Origin of the sequence: Bosea sp. F3-2, from assembly GCF_008253865.1 — a bacterium.
Taxonomy (GTDB): domain Bacteria; phylum Pseudomonadota; class Alphaproteobacteria; order Rhizobiales; family Beijerinckiaceae; genus Allobosea.
The window spans coordinates 5,607,023-5,624,895 of record NZ_CP042331.1 but is presented as its reverse complement, the minus strand read 5'-3'; the positions used below and the strand labels follow the sequence as shown (position 1 = coordinate 5,624,895).

Here is a 17,873-nt window from a genome sequence, read left to right as displayed (position 1 = left end):
GGGGCAGAGGGCGATAACATCAACGATGCATAAAGACCGCGACGCCGCCTTTGACTTCCGCCAGCCGCTCGCGCTCAATCCGCCCGTCTCGTCTGGATTCGTCGCATGCGCCCCCGCCTCCTGCCCCTCCTCGCCGCAGCCCTGCTCGGCGCCTCCTTCGTCCAGGCCGCGACACTCGCCCCCGAACAGCGTTTCAGGACGCTGGCTGACTTCTCGGGCCGCAAGCCCGGCAAGCCGGCACGCGATGTCAGCGGCCTCGCCTGCATGCCGGTGGCGAACGGCGCCCAGCGCTGCCTGCTCATCAACGACGAGGGCTCCTTCGCCCAGTTCGCCCGGATCGCCGAGAACCGGATCACCCCGGGCAGCCCCCTGCCGATCATCGGCCCGGACGCCTCGCCCGACACGCTCGGCCAGCCGCCACAGGGCATCTGCCGGACGCCGGGCCGCTTCGCTGAGCTCGACGGCGAGGCGGTCGCCTATGCCGATGGTGCGTTTTATCTGGCCGGCTCGCATGGCTGCTCGCGCAACAAGGGCGAGTTCCGCCTCTCCGCCTTCCATCTCGCCCGGATCAAGGTCGATGCCGAAGGCGCGCCGACCGGGCGGGTCGAGCTGACCTATCGCCTGAGCGACATGCTGCGCCGGGCCGGTGAGGCCGGCGCCTTCTTCGGCAAAAGCCTGATGGATGACAACGGGCTCAATGTCGAAGGCATCGCCGTCATCGGCGATACGCTCTGGGCCGGCCTGCGCGCGCCATCGCTCGGCAATCGCAGCTTCCTCGTCGGCGCCTCGCTCGCGGCGCTCTTCGCGCCCGGCCACGCCACAGCAACCGAGACCCCTAAGCTGATCGCGCTGCCCGCCGGCCGCGATCGCGGCATCCGGGACCTCGCCCCCCTGCCCGATGGCCGCCTGCTCGCGCTCCTCGGCCCGGCGCAGGACCAATCGCTGCCCTATTCCCTGATGCTGGTCGATACGGCCCGGCCTGAGGCAGTCGCGCCCCTCGGCGAATTGCCCGACCGCGGCGAAGGCAAGGCGGAATCCCTGACCGTCCTGGCGGAGAGCCGCGGCGCGCTCACCGTCCTGATCGGCTATGACGGCCGCAAGAACGGCCATTTCGAATCCTACCGCCTGCCTTTGCCGACCGGGACGCGCTGATCGCCATGGATTTCCGCTCCCGCCTCTCCCGCGCCGTCGCGCGCTACCGTGCCGAGGTCGCCGGCCCGCGCGAGCATCTCTCGCTGCTGCGCTGGCAGATGGTTGAGGGCCATGCGCTCGACCGCCGCGACACCTTTCCCGGCCATCTCACAACCAGCGCCTTCGTGCTCTCCCCTGACCATGCGCAGGTCCTGCTGATCGACCATGTCGTGATCGGCCGCTGGCTCCAGCCCGGCGGCCATTGGGAGGAAGCGGAACGCTTCCATCTTTCGGCAGCGCGCGAAGCCGAAGAGGAGACCGGCGTCCAAGGCCTGACGCTGCATCCCTGGCATGCCGGCGACGACGTGCCCTTCACCATCGACAGCCACGACGTACCGGGCAAGCCGGCGCGCGGCGAGCCCGATCATATCCATCACGACCTGCAATATCTCTTCCTCGCCGATCCCGCCCTGCCGCTCGTCGCGCAGGTCGAGGAGGTCCATGCCGCGGCCTGGAAGCCGATCGCCGCCTTGGCCGAAATCGCGCCGCGCGCCCTGGAACGGCTTTCGCGCCTGCCGACACCCTGACTGTTGCAGCGCAACAACATCGGGGTGAATTGCAGAAACGCCTATGGCTCTTTTATCGCGCCGAGCCGGGGCGGGCGGCATGCTCAATGCGAGGATGAATTAGGTATTGCAAACGATTTGCAATAGCATATAAATCCGCGACCTCCCGGAGTTCTCGATGTCTTCGAAAGCCTTCGCTCTCGCCCTGTTCACTGCCGCTGCGTCGATCCCTGCCGTTGCCGCCGACCTGCCATCCCGCAAGGGAGTTCCCGCACCTGCGCCCGTGGTTTCGGCCTGTACCGAGAGCGAAGGCATCCCGACCGACGCATTCGGCTTCACCACCGGCTCGGATGTCGCGGAAAAGGGCTCCTTCGGCCCCAGCCTCACCTATAATGGCGGGTTCGGCACGCGCGTCGGCTCCTCGAATGGGCATGGGCTCACCCTGCAGGGCTCCTACGGCCTCTTCCCCTGCTTCGAGATCGGCCCCTATGTGCTTGGCTCCTTCACCAATGCCTCGGCCGGCGGCATCAGCGCCGACGAGCGCGCTTTCGGCGCCGGCGTCGAAATGAAATACAAGCTGCTCGGACGCGACATGCATGGGCTCGGCCTGACCCTGGTCATCGACCCCAGCTTCAACCGTGCCGACCCGGACGGCGCCGGCCGCTTCACCACCTACAACACCGGCATCCGCCTCTTCGCCGACAAGACGCTGATCCCGAACACGCTCTATGCGGCGCTCAACCTCTCTCAGGACCTGACCTGGACCGGCCCTTCGCCCTATCAGCGCTCCTCGACCTTCACGGTCAGCGGCTCGCTCTCCTGGCAGGTCTCCGACGGGCTCTATCTCAGCGGCGAGGTCCGCCATATGCGCGCCCATAACGATCTCGGCTTCGGCAACGAGGCGGGCTACGCCACTTTCGCCGGCCCCGGCGTCTTCTGGCAGGCGACGAAGCAGCTCGCCCTCTCGGCCGCCTACAACATCCAGGTCGCCGGCAAGGCCAAGGGCCAGCCCGGAGACCTCGATCTGGCCAATTTCAGCCAGCATCTCGTCAAGGTGAAGCTGGGCTACAGCTTCTGAGCGAGAGCTTTCTGACCGCGCCATCATTCCGGGCTTGCCCCGGAATTAAGCCCTATGATGGATTCCGGATCGGCGCCGCTGTCGCGGCTTGTCCGGAATGACGGCACCGTTTCCGTGAAAATCCAGCATGCTCTAATGGGCGGCAGCGGCAACGCTGCCGCCCTTTTTCATGTCGGCAAGCCGCCTGCGTTGACATACTCCCCCCGAGTACCATAGCGTAATCGGCGGATCGAAGCTCGACACGTTCCCATGCCCCATACGCCGGAAGAGAAGAAGCGCGCCGTCACGCGGCTGCGCCGGATCAGGGGGCAGGCCGACGCCCTCATCGCCGCCGTGGAACGCGGCGAGGAATGCGGCGCCCTGCTCCAGCAGCTCGCCGCGCTGCGCGGCGCCGCGACCGGGCTGATGGCGGAAGTGCTGGAGAGCCATCTGCGCGAAACCCTGCACGGCACCGCCGGACCAGCAAAGACACCGCCCGACGATAGCGACGAGATCGCCGCGATCATCCGGGTCATCCGCCCCTATCTGAAATGACCGTTCGCAAGGAAGGAAACACCCGATGAAGACACGTGCCGCCGTCGCCTGGGAAGCCGGCAAGCCGCTCACCATCGAAACCATCGAGATCGGCGGGCCGAAGGCCGGCGAGGTTCTCGTCGAGGTCATGGCGACCGGCATCTGCCACACCGACGCCTACACGCTCTCGGGCCTGGATTCCGAGGGCAAGTTTCCGGCGATCCTCGGCCACGAGGGCGCCGGCATCGTCCGCGAGGTCGGCACCGGCGTGACGACGCTGAAGCCCGGCGACCATGTCATCCCGCTCTACACACCGGAATGCCGCAGCTGTAAGTCCTGCCTGTCGCGCCGCACCAATCTCTGCACGGCGATCCGCTCCACCCAGGGGCAAGGCCTCATGCCCGATGGAACGAGCCGCTTCTCCTGCGACGGCGGCGAGGTCTTCCACTATATGGGCTGCTCGACCTTCGCGAACTTCACGGTCCTGCCCGAGATCGCCCTCGCCAAGGTCCGTGAGGACGCGCCCTTCGACAAGATCTGCTACATCGGCTGCGGTGTGACGACCGGTATCGGCGCGGTGATCTACACGGCCAAGGTCTGGCCCGGCGCGAATGTCGTGGTCTTCGGGCTCGGCGGCATCGGCCTCAACGTCATCCAGGGTGCCCGCATGGTCGGCGCCGACAAGATCATCGGCGTCGATATCAACCCCGCCAAGCGCGCCATGGCCGAGAAGTTCGGCATGACCGACTTCATCAACCCGGCCGAGATCGGCAACGACAAGGTCGTCCAGGCGATCGTCGATCTCACCGGCGGCGGCGCCGACTTCTCCTTCGACGCGACCGGCAACACCAACGTGATGCGCCAGGCGCTGGAATGCTGCCATCGCGGCTGGGGCGAGTCGATCATCATCGGCGTCGCCGAGGCCGGCAAGGAAATCGCCACCCGCCCGTTCCAGCTCGTCACCGGCCGCGTCTGGAAAGGCACCGCCTTCGGCGGCGCGCGCGGGCGCACCGACGTGCCGAAGATCGTCGACTGGTATATGGAAGGAAAGATCAACATCGACGACCTGATCACCCACAAGCTCACGCTGGAGGAGATCAATCACGGCTTCGACCTGATGCATGAGGGCAAGTCGATCCGCAGCGTCGTGGTCTATTGAGCCGCCGTCTTACCGCCTCATAGGGTGGGCAGTAGACATCCTCCGTCATTCCGGGGCAGCACGGAGCGCTGAACCCGGAACCCACGGCTGGGCACAACGCTTGGATAAGCCGATCGGGCAAGGGCTCGCCCGGTCGTGGGTTCCGGGTTCAATCCTGGCGGATCGCCCCGGAATGACAAAGGTCGCGCGCCACAAGAAAGGCCCCCATATGGAACTCCTCTCCTCCTCCAAGGCCTTCGGCGGCTCCCAGCGCGTCTACCGTCACGAGAGCGCGGCCTGCGCCTGCCCGATGACCTTCGCGATCTATCTGCCGCACCAGATCGAGGATGGGCCGGTTCCGGTGCTCTGGTATCTTTCGGGCTTGACCTGCACCCATCAGAACGCGGTGGACAAGGGCGAATATCGCGCTGCAGCCGCCGCCAACGGCATCGCCATCATCTGCCCCGACACCAGCCCGCGCGGCGAAGCCGTGCCGGATGAACCCGACAACTGGCAATTCGGCTCGGGGGCCGGCTTCTACCTCGACGCCACGCAGGAGCCCTACGCCCGCAACTACCGGATGGAGAGCTATATCCGCGACGAGCTGCCCGCGCTGGTCAGCAAGAACTTTCCGCTCGACATGAGCCGGCAGGGCATCTTCGGCCACTCCATGGGTGGGCATGGGGCGATCACGCTCGCGCTCAAGAATCCCGGGCGCTACGCTTCAGTTTCCGCCTTCGCGCCGATCACCCAGCCCTCGACGGCAGGCTGGTCCCGGCCCGCCTTCGAGAAATATCTCGGCCCCGACGAGAGGAGCTGGCGCGCCTATGATTCCACCCTGCTGATCGCGGACGGGCATCGCATCCCGGACCTGCTGGTGGATCAGGGTACCGCCGACGGCTTTCTCGATGAGGGCCTGCGCCCGCAATTGCTCGAGATCGCCTGCGCCACGGCCGGCATCCCGCTGCAGCTGACGATGCGGGACGGCTACGACCATTCCTACAATTTCGTCTCGACCTTCATGGCGCAGCACATTGCCTGGCACGCCGAGCGGCTGTTCGCCTAGATCGCCGCGCGTCCTATCGGACGCGGTAACGGTGATCTATGTAATTGTTATCGCATCGGATTTTTCCGAAAAGTGGATTCCACTTTTCGGTCCGATGCTATAGAGCCGGATCCGATCAGGTTGAAACAACCTGATCGGTGAATCCGTCTCTCAACTTAAGTGAGAGAATGCGTTCTCCGATCTGACTGTGTTGCAGTCAGATCGGCGCGTGCTCTAGGCACCGCAGCGGAACGACAGCCCCCCGGCCGCGTTGAAGCTGTCAGCACAGCCTTGTTCGACCCGGGAACACGCCATGGCCAAGCGCCGATTGCCGCAGAGCGATCGCTCCTTTTTCACCCGGCTTTCGCAGGGCGTTGCGCATTGGACCGGCAAGCCCCAGACCTTCTTCGGCGCCGCCGCGCTGATCGTGGTCTGGGCGCTCTCAGGGCCGTTCTTCGGCTTCAATGACAGCTGGCAGCTCGTCATCAACACCTCGACGACCATCGTCACCTTCCTGATGGTGTTCATCATCCAGAACAGCCAGAATCGCGATACGGCCGCGATGCAGATCAAGCTCGACGAGTTGATCTGCAAGCTCGAGGGCGCACGCGAGGAACTGCTCGACCTCGAGGAGCTCGACGAAGAAAAGATCGAAAAGATCCGTAGCGAATTCGAGGATATGGCGGCCAAGGCGCGCAAAACTGCCCGCGGCACAGAAAGCCGACTGTCCGCTCCAGCCTGACCCGCAGACGTCGCGAAGACGGGCTTGGGCCGCTCAAATCGACTGTCATGCGCGCAATTCATCCAAATGAAGGATGCCGCTTAACGCTCTTTAAGGCCAACTATGCCCAGAGGGTCACGGGTGCGGCCTATCAATGATGGATGTGCGGATCGCTCACCTGAATGAGCGGGGCGACTTCTTTGTGATCGTTCCGGTCGAAAGCTCCTTCGGCGCGCAGTCCCGCGTGGCGCAGGAGGCCGCAATCGACAGAATGCGGCTTGCTGCGATGACCGCGCGTCTCAACGGCACGGTCGTCCCAGTCTGGCAGGACGGCAACCGCCTCGCCTTTCGGGCGCCCCAACGCTTTCACAGCTTCTTCAGAAGCCTGTCGCTGCCGATCATCTGCAGCAAGCTGAATGCGACTCTGCCCTGCCAGTGACCAGGCAATTTCCCTGCTGTTGCCCCCGCTCCGGATCTCGATCAACTCCCGAACGAACAAGATTTCGTTAAGCATCCGGGCAATCTTCAGGCAAAAGTAAGGTTAGCAGTTAGGGTTAAGGGTCATTTAAGAAATATCTGCCAGATTCCTTCCCGTTGGTAACTCGCGCGGGCTGCGTTCTTGCGCCGCGCAAACGCGAAGGACACTGCCATGGGCAGCCTGAAAACTCTCGCACTGGCGGGCGGCCTGGCCCTCGGCGCCTCCGTCGCGGCGCACGCAGCCGATCTGGCCTACGCCCCGCCTCCCCCGCCCGAGCCCCTCGGCCTCAAGGGCACGATCTCCAGCGGCTTCTATCTGCGCGGCGATGTCGGCGTCGGCGTCCAGACCGTGAGCAAGTTTCATCAGGACGATGTCGTCCAGTTCGGCGGAAACTTCTTCGGCAAGACCGACAATTCGGCCTTCTTCGCCGGCCTCGGCATCGGTTACCGCTTCAACAACTGGCTTCGCTTCGACGTCACCGGCGAATATCGCGGTTCTTCGTCGATCGGGGTGAACGACATCGTCTTCAACCCCTTCATCAACGACTTCCAGAGCAACACCTACAAGGCCAACCTGTCCTCGCTGGTCACACTCTTCAACGGTTACATCGACCTCGGCACCTGGAACTGCCTGACGCCCTATATCGGCGCCGGCATCGGCTTCACGCAGAACCGCATCAGCGGCCTGACCGACCAAGGCTCCGTCGCCGGCTTCCCGACGCTGGGCTATGCGAACAACGGCACCAAGACCAATGTCGCATGGGCGCTCATGGCCGGCGTCGGCTACGAGGTGAACAAGAATCTCACCCTCGAACTCGGCTATCGCTACCTCAACCTCGGCGACGGCCAGTCGGGCCGCATCCAGAACGCGTTCCTCGCTGAGAACTACGGCCCGCTCAAGGCCAAAGACATCGACAGCCACGACTTCCGCATCGGCATGCGCTGGAACTTCGGCGATCCGAACTGCTGCGGTCCTACCCCGGTCGCCTATGCGCCGCCGCCGGTGGTGCGCAAGTACTGAGACTGACCCAACGACTGCAAAACAAAACGGCGCGGATCATCTCCGCGCCGTTTTGCTATTCCGCTCCCCTCGCGCCGGCCTACATGCGCGTCATCCCGGACGCAGCGAAGCGGAGATCCGGGATCCATCATAGGGCTCCGGCGCTCTACGATGGATCCCGGATCGGCGCGGCTTCGCCGCTTGTCCGGGATGACGACGAACAATGAGTTCTGCGGCAGCCTCAGCGCAGCAGCGACTGCCCGGTCATCTCCGCCGGCTGCTCCAGCCCCATCAATGCCAGCAAGGTCGGCGAAATATCCGCGAGGCGTCCGTCCGCCAGCGCCTTGGCCTGTCCGCCAATGAGGATCAGCGGCACGACATTGGTCGTGTGCGCCGTATGCGGCTTGCCGGTCTGCGGATCGACCATCAATTCCGCATTACCGTGATCGGCCGTGACGAGCAGCGCCCCGCCCTGCCGCTGCACCGCCTCGGCGATCGCGCCCAAGCCCGCATCGACCGTCTCGACCGCCTTGATCGCCGCGGCCAGCACGCCGGTATGGCCGACCATGTCGGGATTGGCGAAGTTGAGCACGACGAGGTCATAGCGGCCGGACCCGATCGCCTCGACCGCCTTGGCGGTCAATTCCGGCGCCGACATCTCCGGCTGCAGGTCATAGGTCGCCACCTTGGGCGAGGGCACCATCACCCGCTCCTCGCCGGCATAGGGCGTCTCTTCGCCGCCGTTGAAGAAATAGGTGACGTGCGGATACTTCTCCGTCTCCGCCATGCGGATCTGTGTCCGGCCCGCCTTCGCAACCGTCTCGCCCAGACCGTTGGCGAGCGTCTGCGGCGGGAAGAGCGCCGGCATGATCTTGTCGAGCTCGGCGCTGTAGGAGGTCATGCTGACCGCCTTGACGAGCTGCGGCCGGCGCGGGCGCGCGAAACCGGTGAAGTCCGGCTCCAGCACCGCGTTCAGGATCTCGCGGATGCGGTCCGAACGGAAGTTGAAGCTGAGCAGCCCGTCGCCATCCTTCATCCCGGCATAGCCGCCGATCACCGCCGGCAGGATGAACTCATCGGTGACCTTGCCGGCATAGGCAGCCGCGATCGCCGCATCGGCCGTGGCGAAGGCCTCGCCCTCTCCCAGCACCATCGCGCGCCAGGCCTTCTCGACCCGCTCCCAGCGATTATCGCGGTCCATCGCGTAATAACGGCCGCAGACGCTGGCGATGGTCGCTCCCGCCGGCAGTGCGGCGGCAAAGGCCTTGACGTATTCCGCAGCCGATTGCGGCGGCGTATCGCGCCCGTCGGTGAAGACATGGACGCGAACCGGGATGCCCTGCTTTGCCAGGATATGGGCAAGCGCCACCGCATGGTCCTGATGGGCATGGACGCCGCCCGGCGAGACCAGGCCGAGCAGATGGCAGGCGCCGCCATTCGCCTTGAGCTCCGCGACGAGACCGGAGGCGGCGAGTGCCGTTTCGATCGAGCCGTCGGCGATCGCCTGGTTGATCCGCGGCAGGTCCTGCATCACCACCCGGCCGGCGCCGAGATTGAGATGCCCGACCTCGGAATTGCCCATCTGGCCCTCGGGCAACCCGACATCGAGCCCTGACGTGCGCAGGAAGGCATGCGGGTTCGCGGCCCAGAAACGATCGAAATTCGGCGTCTTCGCCAGACGGACCGCGTTGTTCTCGCTCGCTTCGCGCCAGCCCCAACCATCGAGGATCATCAGCATCACGGGGCGAGGCGGCATCGGCTTGACCTGTCGGCATCTGTGAAAGGTGCTTGTGCGGATATCACGCACCACCTCGCCTATGCGAGTGCTAAGAAAGCGGCGGAACCGCGGCGAAGCCCCGATGGGAGGCAGCGATGACGATCAAGGCGCTGGTTTTCGATGCCTATGGCACGCTGTTCGATGTGCAGTCCGTCGCAGGCGTCACCGACAGGGCATTTCCGGGGCACGGTGCGGCGATCACCCAGATCTGGCGGCTGAAGCAGCTCGAATACACCTGGCTGCGCGCCCTGATGGACCGCTACGAGGACTTCTGGACCGTCACCCGCGACTCGCTCGATTTCACCTTGCGGACGCTCGGCCTCTCGGCGCCGCCGGATCTCGTTTGGCAGATTGCCGAGGCCTATGATGCGCTTGCCCTCTATCCGGAGGCGCGGTCGGCGCTGGAAGGACTAGCCTCCCACCGGCTCGCCATCTTCTCGAACGGCAGCCCGGCGATGCTGAAGCGGCTCGTCGCCCATGCCGGCATCGGCGAATTGCTGGAAACCGTGATCAGCGTCGACGAGATCGGCGTCTACAAGCCCGACCCGCGCGGCTACGCTTATGTCGAGAAGCGGCTCGGCCTGACGCGCGACGAAATCCTCTTCATCTCCTCCAACGGCTTCGACATCGCCGGTGCCAAGTCGCATGGCTTCCACGTCGCCCGCATCGAGCGCGTGCCGGCCAGCAGGCTGCGCAGCGAGCTGGAAACGGCCGCGACGATCGACCCCGCCCTGATGTTCAAGGCCCTTAGGATGCAGCCCGAACAGCTCGGCTTTCAGGCCGACGTGACCATTGCGGCGCTGACCGATCTCGTCTCCTATGTCGCCGCACTGAGACAGGCCTGAAGCACCGCCGAGGAGCCCCATGATCAAGCTCTACTACCACCCCTCCCCAAACCCGGCGAAGATCGCGCTCTTCCTCGAGGAAGCCGGCCTGCCCTACGAGATGGTGCCGGTCGACACGCGCAAAGGCGACCAGTTCAAACCGGAATTCCTCGCCATCAACCCCAACGCCAAGACTCCGGCCCTCACCGATGGCGACGTGACTGTCTTCGACTCGAACGCGATCCTGCTCTACCTCGCCGAGAAGACCGGGCAGTTCCTGCCCGAGAACACGCCGAAGGCGCGCGGCGAGATGCTGTCCTGGCTGATGTTCGTCGCCACCGGCATCGGCCCCTATTGCGGCCAGGCCGTGCATTTCGGCCGCTTCGCACCGGAGAAGATTCCCTACGCCATCAACCGCTATTCCCGTGAGGCAGAGCGGCACTGGGGCATCATCAACGATCTCCTCGCCCGGCGCCGCTACATGCTCGGGGACGTCTACACGCTGGTCGACATGTCGGTCTGGGGCTGGGCGACCCGCCTCTCCTTCGCGGTGGGCGATGCCTGGCCCGAGATGTTCCCGCATGTGAAGCGCCATCTCGACGAGATCTCGGAGCGCCCTGCAGCGCAGCGCGCGGTCGCGCTCAAGGACCAGTTCGCCTTCAAGGCCGATTTCGACGCGGAAGCATTCAAGTACCTGTTCCCGCAGAACGCCCACCTCGTCGCCTGAAGGCGGCTCGGGCTCTCCGTCATGCTCGGGCTCGACCCGAGCATCTCCGGACACGGAGCCTCCGGTGCCTTTCCGGCTGGAGATTCTCGGGTCTCCCTGTGGCCGCCAGAGAATGACGGTGCGTTGTGCTCGGCAGCACCGCACCGCCTGTGCATCATGGCTGCCACCGCGGCAAAAGCGCTGGCGGCGACGGGCGTTTCGCGCCAGTGTCGCCGCGGCTCTGCCCCCGGGGAGGCGCGGAGCGAGCACAGTCTCCGAGAGGACGGATGCCGACCGATATCGAGATCGCGCGCGCCGCGACGCTTCAACCGATCGCCGCCATTGCCGAGCAGGCGGGCATTCCCTCGGAGGCGCTCAATCCCTACGGCAAGCATATCGCCAAGATCGACACGCAGGCGATCCCCGACTTCGAAACGCGGCCGGACGGCAAGCTGATCCTCGTCACCGCGATCAGCCCGACACCGGCTGGCGAAGGCAAGACCACGACGACCGTCGGTCTTGGAGACGGCCTTTCCCGCATCGGCAAGCGCGCCATGATCGCGCTGCGCGAGCCCTCTCTCGGGCCCTGCTTCGGCGTCAAGGGCGGCGCGGCGGGAGGCGGCTATGCCCAGGTCGTGCCGATGGAGCAGATCAATCTGCACTTCACCGGCGACTTCCACGCCATCACCAGCGCCCACAACCTGCTCGCAGCCATGGTCGACAACCATGTCTACTGGGGCAACGGGCTGGAATTCGACACCCGTCACATCGCCTGGCGCCGCGTGCTCGACATGAACGACCGGGCGCTACGCGCGACGGTCTCGTCGCTCGGCGGCCCCGGCAATGGCTTTCCGCGCGAGGACGGCTTCGACATCACCGTTGCCTCCGAAGTGATGGCGATCTTCTGCCTGGCGCACGATGCGATCGATATCGAGGAGCGTCTCGGCGGTATCGTCGTCGGCCGCACGCGCGACAAACGCCTGATCACCGCGGCAGACCTCAAGGCGACCGGCGCGATGAGCGTCCTGCTCAAGGACGCGCTGATGCCGAACCTGGTGCAGACGCTGGAGGGGACGCCGGCCTTCGTCCATGGCGGCCCCTTCGCCAACATCGCCCATGGCTGCAATTCGGTGATCGCAACGCGCGCGGCGCTGAAACTCGCCGACTACGTCGTCACCGAGGCCGGCTTCGGCGCCGATCTCGGCGCCGAGAAGTTCTTCGACATCAAATGCCGCAAGGCCGGGCTCAAGCCCGCCGCGGCTGTCGTCGTCGCTACGGTGCGCGCCCTCAAGATGCATGGTGGCGTCGCCAAGGACCAGCTCAGCCAGGAGAACCTCAAGGCGCTGGAAGCTGGCATGGCCAACCTCGCGCGCCATGTCGAAAACATCCGCAAATTCGGCGTGCCGCCGATCGTCGCGATCAACCACTTCGCCACCGATACCGCGGCCGAGCACGATCTCATCCGCCACTACTGCCGCAACCATCTCGGCGCCGAGGCGATCATCTGCCGGCACTGGGCCCAAGGAGGCGCCGGCGCAGAGGAACTCGCCCGCAAGGTTGCCGCGCTGACCGACGAGGACGAGGCCGATTTCGCCCCGCTCTACCCCGACGAGATGCCGCTGCGCGAGAAGCTGGAGACAATCGCCCGCGAGATCTACGGGGCGGCTGGCGTCAGCGTCGACGTCAGGCTGCGCGACCGTTTCGCCGAGCTGGAGGCGGCCGGCTTCGGTAACCTGCCGGTCTGCGTCGCCAAGACCCAATATTCCTTCTCGGCCGACCCGGCGCTGCGAGGCGCGCCTTCCGGCCACATCGTGCCGCTGCGCGAGCTCAGGCTTTCGGCCGGCGCCGGCTTCGTCGTCGCGATCTGCGGGGACATCATGACGATGCCCGGCCTGCCGCGCCAGCCGGCTGCCGAGCGCATCCATATCGACGCGCAGGGGCGGATCGAAGGGTTGTTCTGACGGCCCACCCATGGGAGCCGTCACGCCTTCGTCACATGACTCACCGAAGCGCCCCGCCTCGGTATCGACAGCGGGACGGCGAAGATGAGCACGAAGATCACGGGCGCCCAGGCGCTCCTCGACGAACTCGTAGCGACGGACGTCTCGATCGAAGGAGGCCGGATCGCCTCGCTGGGCGGAGCCTCGCAGACGGCGAATCTTGTGCTCCACGCCGAAGGCTGCTTGGTCCTGCCGGGTATCGTCGACTGCCATGGCGACGCCTTCGAGCGTCACATCATGCCGCGTCCGGGCGTTGCCTTTGATATCGACCTGGCGCTACGCGACGCCGACCGCGCCCTGCTGGCGAGCGGCATCACCACCGCCTTCCACGGCGTCACCTGGTCCTGGGAGCCGGGCCTGCGCGGCGCGGAGAATGCCCGCCGGCTGGTCGAGCGCATCGCTGCGCTCAAGCCGGAGCTGGGCGCCGATACCCGCTTCCACATGCGCCACGAGACCTTCAACCTCGATGCCGAGGAAGAGATCGCCGCATGGCTGATCGAGGGGCGCATCGGTGTCCTCGCCTTCAACGATCACACCGAAGGCACGCTGAAATCCCGCCACCGGCCGGACAAGATCGGCAAGATGGTCGAGCGTACCGGCCTGAGCCACGACGCGTTCATGGAACTGGTCGATCGCGTCTATGCCCGCAAGGGCGAGGTCGCGGGCTCGATCGCGCGGCTGGCCGAGGCGGCGCGCAAGGCCGGCGTGCCGACCCTATCCCATGACGATATGAGCCCTGAGATGCGGCGAGAACACCGCGCGCTCGGCATCGCCATCGCCGAGTTCCCGATCAATGAGGCGACGGCGCACGAAGCGGCCTCAGTTGGGGAAGCGGTCGTCTTCGGCGCACCGAACGTGGTGCGGGGCGGCTCGCATACGGGCTGCCCGGCCGCCGAGGAGATGGTGCGGCAGGGGCTCTGCACCATCCTGGCCTCCGACTACTACTATCCGGCGCTGCCGCTCGCGCCCTTCCTGCTCACCGAGCGCGGCACCGCCTCCTTCGCCGCAACTTGGAAACTGGTCTCGGAGAACCCGGCGACAGCGCTGGGATTGACCGACCGCGGCCGGATCGCGTCGGGCTTGAGGGCCGACCTCGTCATCGTCAGGCCGGAGCCCACGCCGCGCGTGATGGCAACGATCGCAGGCGGTCGGCTCGTCCATCTCGCCGATCCGGACCTGCTCGCTGGCTGAGGCATTCGGGCAGAACTACGCCCGTCATTCCGGACAAGCGGCGAAGCTGCGCCGATCCGGAATCCATCGTAAGGCTCCGCGCTCTATGATGGATTCCGGGTCTCCGCTTCGCTCCGCCCGGAATGACGGCGCGTTTCCAAACAAGACAAAAGAGCCGCGGGACTCAAGCAAAATCGAGTTGCACCTTGATCGCCCTCGACTTGTCTGCGGCCAGATCGAAGGCCTCGACCGCGCGGTCGACCGGAATCGTCGCCGTCAGCAACGGCGAGAGATCGATATTACCCGAACCGATCATCGCCACCGCCCAATCGAACTCCTCATGGAAGCGGAAGGAGCCGCGCAGGTCGAATTCCTTGGCGACCAGAACATTCATCGGCAGCGTGAACTGCCCGCCGACGCCGATCTGAACGATGACGCCGCCCGGCCGCACCACATCAAAGGCGCCGGTCAGCGCATGCTGGTTGCCGGAGGCCTCGAACATCACGTCGAAGGCGCCCTTCTCCGCGCCGTAATCATCTTTCAGCCGCTCGGGCTCGGCCGCGACATTGACGGTCGCGGTCGCGCCCATCCTGCGCGCAATCGGCAGCGGCCCGTCGACCACATCGGTCGCGACGATCTCGGCGGCGCCCGCCGCCTTCGCCGCCACGATGGTGAGCGCACCGATCGGCCCCGCCCCTGTCACCAGCACGCGCTTGCCGAGCAGCGGGCCGGCGCGCTTGGCGGCGTGCAGGCAGACCGAGAGCGGTTCGGCGAAGGCAGCCTCGGCGGCGGTGACATGAGGCGCCACCTTCACCGCCTGCCGCTCCTCGACGACGAGCACGTCGCGGAAGCCGCCCTGCACATGCGGGAAGCGCATCGCCGAACCGTAGAACAGCATGTCCGAGCAGTGCTGCTGCAGGCCCATCTGGCAATAGCGGCAATGGCCGCAGGCCCGGCTCGGATTGACCGCAACCCGGTCGCCCGGCTTCACCCGCGAAACGTCGCCGCCGACCGCTTCGACCCGGCCGGCTATCTCATGACCGAGGATCATCGGTTCGCGGACGCGGATCGTGCCGAAGCCGCCATGGAGATAATAGTGCAGATCCGAGCCGCAGATGCCGCCGGCCTCGATCCGCACGCGGACGTCGCGTGGTCCCAGCGCTGGCGCCGTGGTCGGCTCGACACGCAGATCCTTCTCGGCATGAATGACGACGGCCCGCATCTCTCGCTCCCGGTTTAGCCGCGGAATCCTGCCCGCAGCCATTGTCTAATCGATTGAAACCTGCTTACCCAAGGATGCAGGCTTTACGCAAACCGAATTTGCTCACACCAGAACGCTGCGAGGATACGCCATGTCGCTGTCGCTGTTCAGTCTCGAAGGCAAGATCGCGCTCGTCACCGGCTCCGGCCAGGGCATCGGGCTTGCACTCGCGGAAGGCCTGTCGGACGCGGGCGCCCATGTCGTGCTGAACGGCCGCGACAAGGCCAAGCTCGAGCGGGCGCAGCAGGCGCTCACTGCGGCCGGCCGCAAGGCCTCCATCGCTCCCTTCGATGTCACCGACCAGAAGGCGGTCGAGGCCGGTGTCGCGGCGATCGAGGCCGACATCGGACCGATCGACATCCTGATCAACAATGCCGGCATGCAGAAGCGCGCGCCGATCACCGAATTTCCGGTCGAGGGCTGGCACGAGGTGATGAACACCAACCTGCATTCGGTGTTCTACGTCACCCAGGCGGTGGCGAAACGGATGGTGCCGCGCAAGCGTGGCAAGATCATCAATATCGGCTCGGTGCAGAGCGAGCTCGGCCGCGCCACCATCATCCCCTACACCGCCTCGAAGGGCGCGGTGAAGATGATGACGCGGGGCTTGGCCGCCGAGCTCGGCAAGCACAACATCCAGGCCAACGCCATCGGCCCCGGCTACTTCGCCACCGAGCTCAACGCCGCCCTGATGGCGGACGAGGCCTTTTCGAACTGGCTCTGCAGCCGCACGCCCGCCAACCGCTGGGGCGAGACCAAGGAGCTGGTCGGCGCCGCGATCTTCCTGTCCTCAGCGGCGTCGGACTACGTCAACGGCCACCTGCTGATGGTCGATGGCGGCCTGACCGCCGTGGTGTGAGAAGCACACCGCCGTCATTCTCGGGCAGCGTCAGCTGACCCGAGAATCTCTGGACGGGATCGTGGCGGAGCCTCTTCCGGCTGGAGATGCTCGGGGCGAGCCCGAGCATGACGGTGCCCGTCAGGCCGCAGCCTTCGTCACCGCCTCGACGACATCGTCCACCGCGCGCTCGACCAGGTCGCGGTCGTCGCCCTCCGCCATGACGCGGATCACCGGCTCGGTTCCCGACGGGCGGATCACCAGGCGGCCACTGTCGCCCAGCAACTGCTTCGCCGCCTCGATGGCGCTGATGACGGGCTGCTGCTCCAGCGGCTTGCCGGCCTTGTAGCGCACATTCTTGAGGATCTGTGGCAGCGGCTCGAAGCAGTGGCAGACCTCCGAGACCGGCTTGTCCATCCGCTGGACCACTGCGAGCAGCTGCAGCGCCGCGACGAGGCCGTCGCCGGTCGTGCCGAAATCCGACAGGATGATATGGCCGGACTGCTCGCCGCCGAGGTTGAAGCCGTGGTTGCGCATATGCTCCAGCACATAGCGGTCACCGACCGCCGTGCGCGCCAGCGACAGGCCGAGCCCCGCCAGATAACGCTCCAGCCCGAGATTGGACATCACGGTCGCGACGATGCCGGGAGCCGAGAGACGACCGTCTTCCATCCAGCTGCGCGCGATCACGGCCATGAGCTGGTCGCCATCGACGATATGGCCGTGCTCGTCGACGACGAGCACGCGGTCGGCGTCGCCATCGAGCGCGATGCCGACATCGGCGCGCAGCTCCTTGACCTTCTCGATCAGCGTCGAAGGATGGGTCGAGCCGATCTCGCGGTTGATGTTGAAGCCGTCGGGCTCGACGCCGATGGTGATGACTTCGGCGCCCAGCTCCCAGAGCGCCTGCGGCGCGACCTTGTAGGCGGCACCATTGGCGCAATCGAGCACGATGCGCAGGCCTTCAAGGCTCAAATTGCGCGGCAGCGTCCGCTTGGCGAACTCGACATAGCGCGCATCGGCGCTGTCGATGCGCTTGGCCCGGCCGAGCATCGGCGAAGTCGACAGGCGCGGGCCGAGATCGGCATCGATCAGCGCCTCGATCTCCCGCTCGACCTCGTCGTTGAGCTTGTAGCCATCGGGCCCGAACAGCTTGATGCCGTTGTCCTCATAGGCGTTGTGCGAGGCCGAGATCATCACGCCGAGATCGGCGCGCATCGAGCGCGTCAGCATGGCGACGGCCGGCGTCGGCATCGGGCCGAGCAGCATCACATCCATTCCGACCGAGGTGAAGCCGGCGACCAAGGCATATTCGATCATGTAGCCGGAGAGGCGGGTATCCTTGCCGATCACGACCCGATGGCGATATTCGCCGCGGCGAAAGGCGAGGCCGGTAGCCTGGCCGACCTTCAAGGCAAGATCGGGCGTAATGACGCCGTTCGCCCGCCCACGAATGCCGTCAGTTCCAAAATATTTGCGCGTCATTGCGTTTTGATTCCGAGGGGCTGAAACGCCCGATTATGCGCGTTCTATAGCCAAAAAACCTTTCCGCCTTCTCACAAATTATGACGGAAGGTGACAGGTGGGCAGTGGCGCCCGATCCCAAGGGCAGCCGCTGATCTTCCAGC

At 65.7% G+C, this 17,873-nt stretch carries 17 protein-coding genes; 13 read left to right on the top strand and 4 right to left on the bottom strand.

All coding sequences use genetic code 11. The annotated features are described in order from the left end of the window. The first annotated feature begins 105 nt into the window (after positions 1-105). From FQV39_RS26080 to FQV39_RS26050, 7 genes are all read left to right on the top strand, one after another. Entirely contained in the window at positions 106-1,152 is a 1,047-nt protein-coding gene (locus FQV39_RS26080; protein WP_149132940.1) for a DUF3616 domain-containing protein, read from the top strand. 5 nt (positions 1,153-1,157) lie between these two features. Then, positions 1,158-1,718, top strand: a complete 561-nt coding sequence (locus FQV39_RS26075; RefSeq protein ID WP_149132939.1) for an NUDIX hydrolase — start codon at positions 1,158-1,160, stop codon at positions 1,716-1,718. Positions 1,719-1,875: 157 nt separating this feature from the next. Beyond that, a complete protein-coding gene (locus FQV39_RS26070; RefSeq protein WP_149132938.1) occupies positions 1,876-2,775 on the top strand; it encodes a hypothetical protein in 900 nt (299 codons plus the stop codon). Between the two features lie 249 nt (positions 2,776-3,024). Beyond that, positions 3,025-3,309 (top strand): metal-sensing transcriptional repressor, encoded by a 285-nt coding sequence (locus FQV39_RS26065; RefSeq protein WP_149132937.1) that lies wholly within the window; start codon positions 3,025-3,027, stop codon positions 3,307-3,309. Positions 3,310-3,334: 25 nt separating this feature from the next. Then, positions 3,335-4,447 (top strand): S-(hydroxymethyl)glutathione dehydrogenase/class III alcohol dehydrogenase, encoded by a 1,113-nt coding sequence (locus tag FQV39_RS26060; protein WP_149132936.1) that lies wholly within the window; start codon positions 3,335-3,337, stop codon positions 4,445-4,447. A 208-nt stretch (positions 4,448-4,655) separates the two neighbouring features. After that, complete coding sequence (gene fghA, locus FQV39_RS26055; RefSeq protein ID WP_149134047.1) at positions 4,656-5,492, top strand: S-formylglutathione hydrolase; 837 nt, start codon at positions 4,656-4,658, stop codon at positions 5,490-5,492. Positions 5,493-5,784: 292 nt separating this feature from the next. Next, a complete protein-coding gene (locus FQV39_RS26050; protein ID WP_149132935.1) occupies positions 5,785-6,213 on the top strand; it encodes a low affinity iron permease family protein in 429 nt (142 codons plus the stop codon). A gap of 130 nt (positions 6,214-6,343) precedes the next feature. Here FQV39_RS26050 and FQV39_RS26045 read toward each other — a convergent pair whose 3' ends face one another. Then, positions 6,344-6,706 carry a hypothetical protein gene (locus FQV39_RS26045; protein WP_149132934.1) on the bottom strand — a complete coding sequence of 121 codons (363 nt, stop codon included), beginning with the start codon at positions 6,704-6,706 and terminating at the stop codon, positions 6,344-6,346. Positions 6,707-6,841: 135 nt separating this feature from the next. Between FQV39_RS26045 and FQV39_RS26040 the strand changes: the two genes are divergently transcribed. Continuing rightward, a complete protein-coding gene (locus FQV39_RS26040) occupies positions 6,842-7,690 on the top strand; it encodes an outer membrane protein (RefSeq protein ID WP_149132933.1) in 849 nt (282 codons plus the stop codon). A 220-nt stretch (positions 7,691-7,910) separates the two neighbouring features. Here FQV39_RS26040 and gpmI read toward each other — a convergent pair whose 3' ends face one another. Further along, complete coding sequence (gene gpmI, locus FQV39_RS26035; protein ID WP_210251143.1) at positions 7,911-9,425, bottom strand: 2,3-bisphosphoglycerate-independent phosphoglycerate mutase; 1,515 nt, start codon at positions 9,423-9,425, stop codon at positions 7,911-7,913. Positions 9,426-9,541: 116 nt separating this feature from the next. On the opposite strand from gpmI, the gene FQV39_RS26030 reads away from it, so the two are divergent. The 4 genes from FQV39_RS26030 (at position 9,542) to FQV39_RS26015 (ending at position 14,167) form a co-directional block, all read left to right on the top strand. Continuing rightward, the gene (locus tag FQV39_RS26030; RefSeq protein WP_149132932.1) at positions 9,542-10,291 is read left to right on the top strand and encodes a haloacid dehalogenase type II; all 750 of its coding nucleotides are present in this window, start codon (positions 9,542-9,544) and stop codon (positions 10,289-10,291) included. A 19-nt stretch (positions 10,292-10,310) separates the two neighbouring features. After that, entirely contained in the window at positions 10,311-10,997 is a 687-nt protein-coding gene (locus tag FQV39_RS26025) for a glutathione S-transferase family protein (protein ID WP_149132931.1), read from the top strand. A gap of 266 nt (positions 10,998-11,263) precedes the next feature. Next, positions 11,264-12,937 carry a formate--tetrahydrofolate ligase gene (locus FQV39_RS26020; protein WP_149132930.1) on the top strand — a complete coding sequence of 558 codons (1,674 nt, stop codon included), beginning with the start codon at positions 11,264-11,266 and terminating at the stop codon, positions 12,935-12,937. Between the two features lie 84 nt (positions 12,938-13,021). Then, positions 13,022-14,167 (top strand): alpha-D-ribose 1-methylphosphonate 5-triphosphate diphosphatase, encoded by a 1,146-nt coding sequence (locus FQV39_RS26015; protein WP_149132929.1) that lies wholly within the window; start codon positions 13,022-13,024, stop codon positions 14,165-14,167. A gap of 163 nt (positions 14,168-14,330) precedes the next feature. Here FQV39_RS26015 and FQV39_RS26010 read toward each other — a convergent pair whose 3' ends face one another. Further along, positions 14,331-15,368, bottom strand: coding sequence for an L-idonate 5-dehydrogenase (locus tag FQV39_RS26010; protein ID WP_149132928.1), 1,038 nt, complete (start codon positions 15,366-15,368; stop codon positions 14,331-14,333). Between the two features lie 130 nt (positions 15,369-15,498). On the opposite strand from FQV39_RS26010, the gene FQV39_RS26005 reads away from it, so the two are divergent. Next, entirely contained in the window at positions 15,499-16,266 is a 768-nt protein-coding gene (locus FQV39_RS26005) for an SDR family NAD(P)-dependent oxidoreductase (protein WP_149132927.1), read from the top strand. A gap of 120 nt (positions 16,267-16,386) precedes the next feature. Here the strand turns inward: FQV39_RS26005 and glmM are convergent, their stop codons facing one another. Next, positions 16,387-17,730 carry a phosphoglucosamine mutase gene (glmM, locus tag FQV39_RS26000; RefSeq protein WP_149132926.1) on the bottom strand — a complete coding sequence of 448 codons (1,344 nt, stop codon included), beginning with the start codon at positions 17,728-17,730 and terminating at the stop codon, positions 16,387-16,389. Positions 17,731-17,873 lie beyond the last annotated feature (143 nt).

What these genes read in the sequence shown, in the direction of transcription:
- FQV39_RS26080 (WP_149132940.1), top strand. Translation starts at nt 106, where the DNA reads ATGCGCCCCCGCCTCCTGCCCCTCCTCGCCGCAGCCCTGCTCGGCGCC.
- FQV39_RS26075 (WP_149132939.1), top strand. Translation starts at nt 1,158, where the DNA reads ATGGATTTCCGCTCCCGCCTCTCCCGCGCCGTCGCGCGCTACCGTGCC.
- FQV39_RS26070 (WP_149132938.1), top strand. Translation starts at nt 1,876, where the DNA reads ATGTCTTCGAAAGCCTTCGCTCTCGCCCTGTTCACTGCCGCTGCGTCG.
- FQV39_RS26065 (WP_149132937.1), top strand. Translation starts at nt 3,025, where the DNA reads ATGCCCCATACGCCGGAAGAGAAGAAGCGCGCCGTCACGCGGCTGCGC.
- FQV39_RS26060 (WP_149132936.1), top strand. Translation starts at nt 3,335, where the DNA reads ATGAAGACACGTGCCGCCGTCGCCTGGGAAGCCGGCAAGCCGCTCACC.
- fghA (WP_149134047.1), top strand. Translation starts at nt 4,656, where the DNA reads ATGGAACTCCTCTCCTCCTCCAAGGCCTTCGGCGGCTCCCAGCGCGTC.
- FQV39_RS26050 (WP_149132935.1), top strand. Translation starts at nt 5,785, where the DNA reads ATGGCCAAGCGCCGATTGCCGCAGAGCGATCGCTCCTTTTTCACCCGG.
- FQV39_RS26045 (WP_149132934.1), bottom strand. Translation starts at nt 6,706, where the DNA reads ATGCTTAACGAAATCTTGTTCGTTCGGGAGTTGATCGAGATCCGGAGC.
- FQV39_RS26040 (WP_149132933.1), top strand. Translation starts at nt 6,842, where the DNA reads ATGGGCAGCCTGAAAACTCTCGCACTGGCGGGCGGCCTGGCCCTCGGC.
- gpmI (WP_210251143.1), bottom strand. Translation starts at nt 9,425, where the DNA reads ATGCCGCCTCGCCCCGTGATGCTGATGATCCTCGATGGTTGGGGCTGG.
- FQV39_RS26030 (WP_149132932.1), top strand. Translation starts at nt 9,542, where the DNA reads ATGACGATCAAGGCGCTGGTTTTCGATGCCTATGGCACGCTGTTCGAT.
- FQV39_RS26025 (WP_149132931.1), top strand. Translation starts at nt 10,311, where the DNA reads ATGATCAAGCTCTACTACCACCCCTCCCCAAACCCGGCGAAGATCGCG.
- FQV39_RS26020 (WP_149132930.1), top strand. Translation starts at nt 11,264, where the DNA reads ATGCCGACCGATATCGAGATCGCGCGCGCCGCGACGCTTCAACCGATC.
- FQV39_RS26015 (WP_149132929.1), top strand. Translation starts at nt 13,022, where the DNA reads ATGAGCACGAAGATCACGGGCGCCCAGGCGCTCCTCGACGAACTCGTA.
- FQV39_RS26010 (WP_149132928.1), bottom strand. Translation starts at nt 15,368, where the DNA reads ATGCGGGCCGTCGTCATTCATGCCGAGAAGGATCTGCGTGTCGAGCCG.
- FQV39_RS26005 (WP_149132927.1), top strand. Translation starts at nt 15,499, where the DNA reads ATGTCGCTGTCGCTGTTCAGTCTCGAAGGCAAGATCGCGCTCGTCACC.
- glmM (WP_149132926.1), bottom strand. Translation starts at nt 17,730, where the DNA reads ATGACGCGCAAATATTTTGGAACTGACGGCATTCGTGGGCGGGCGAAC.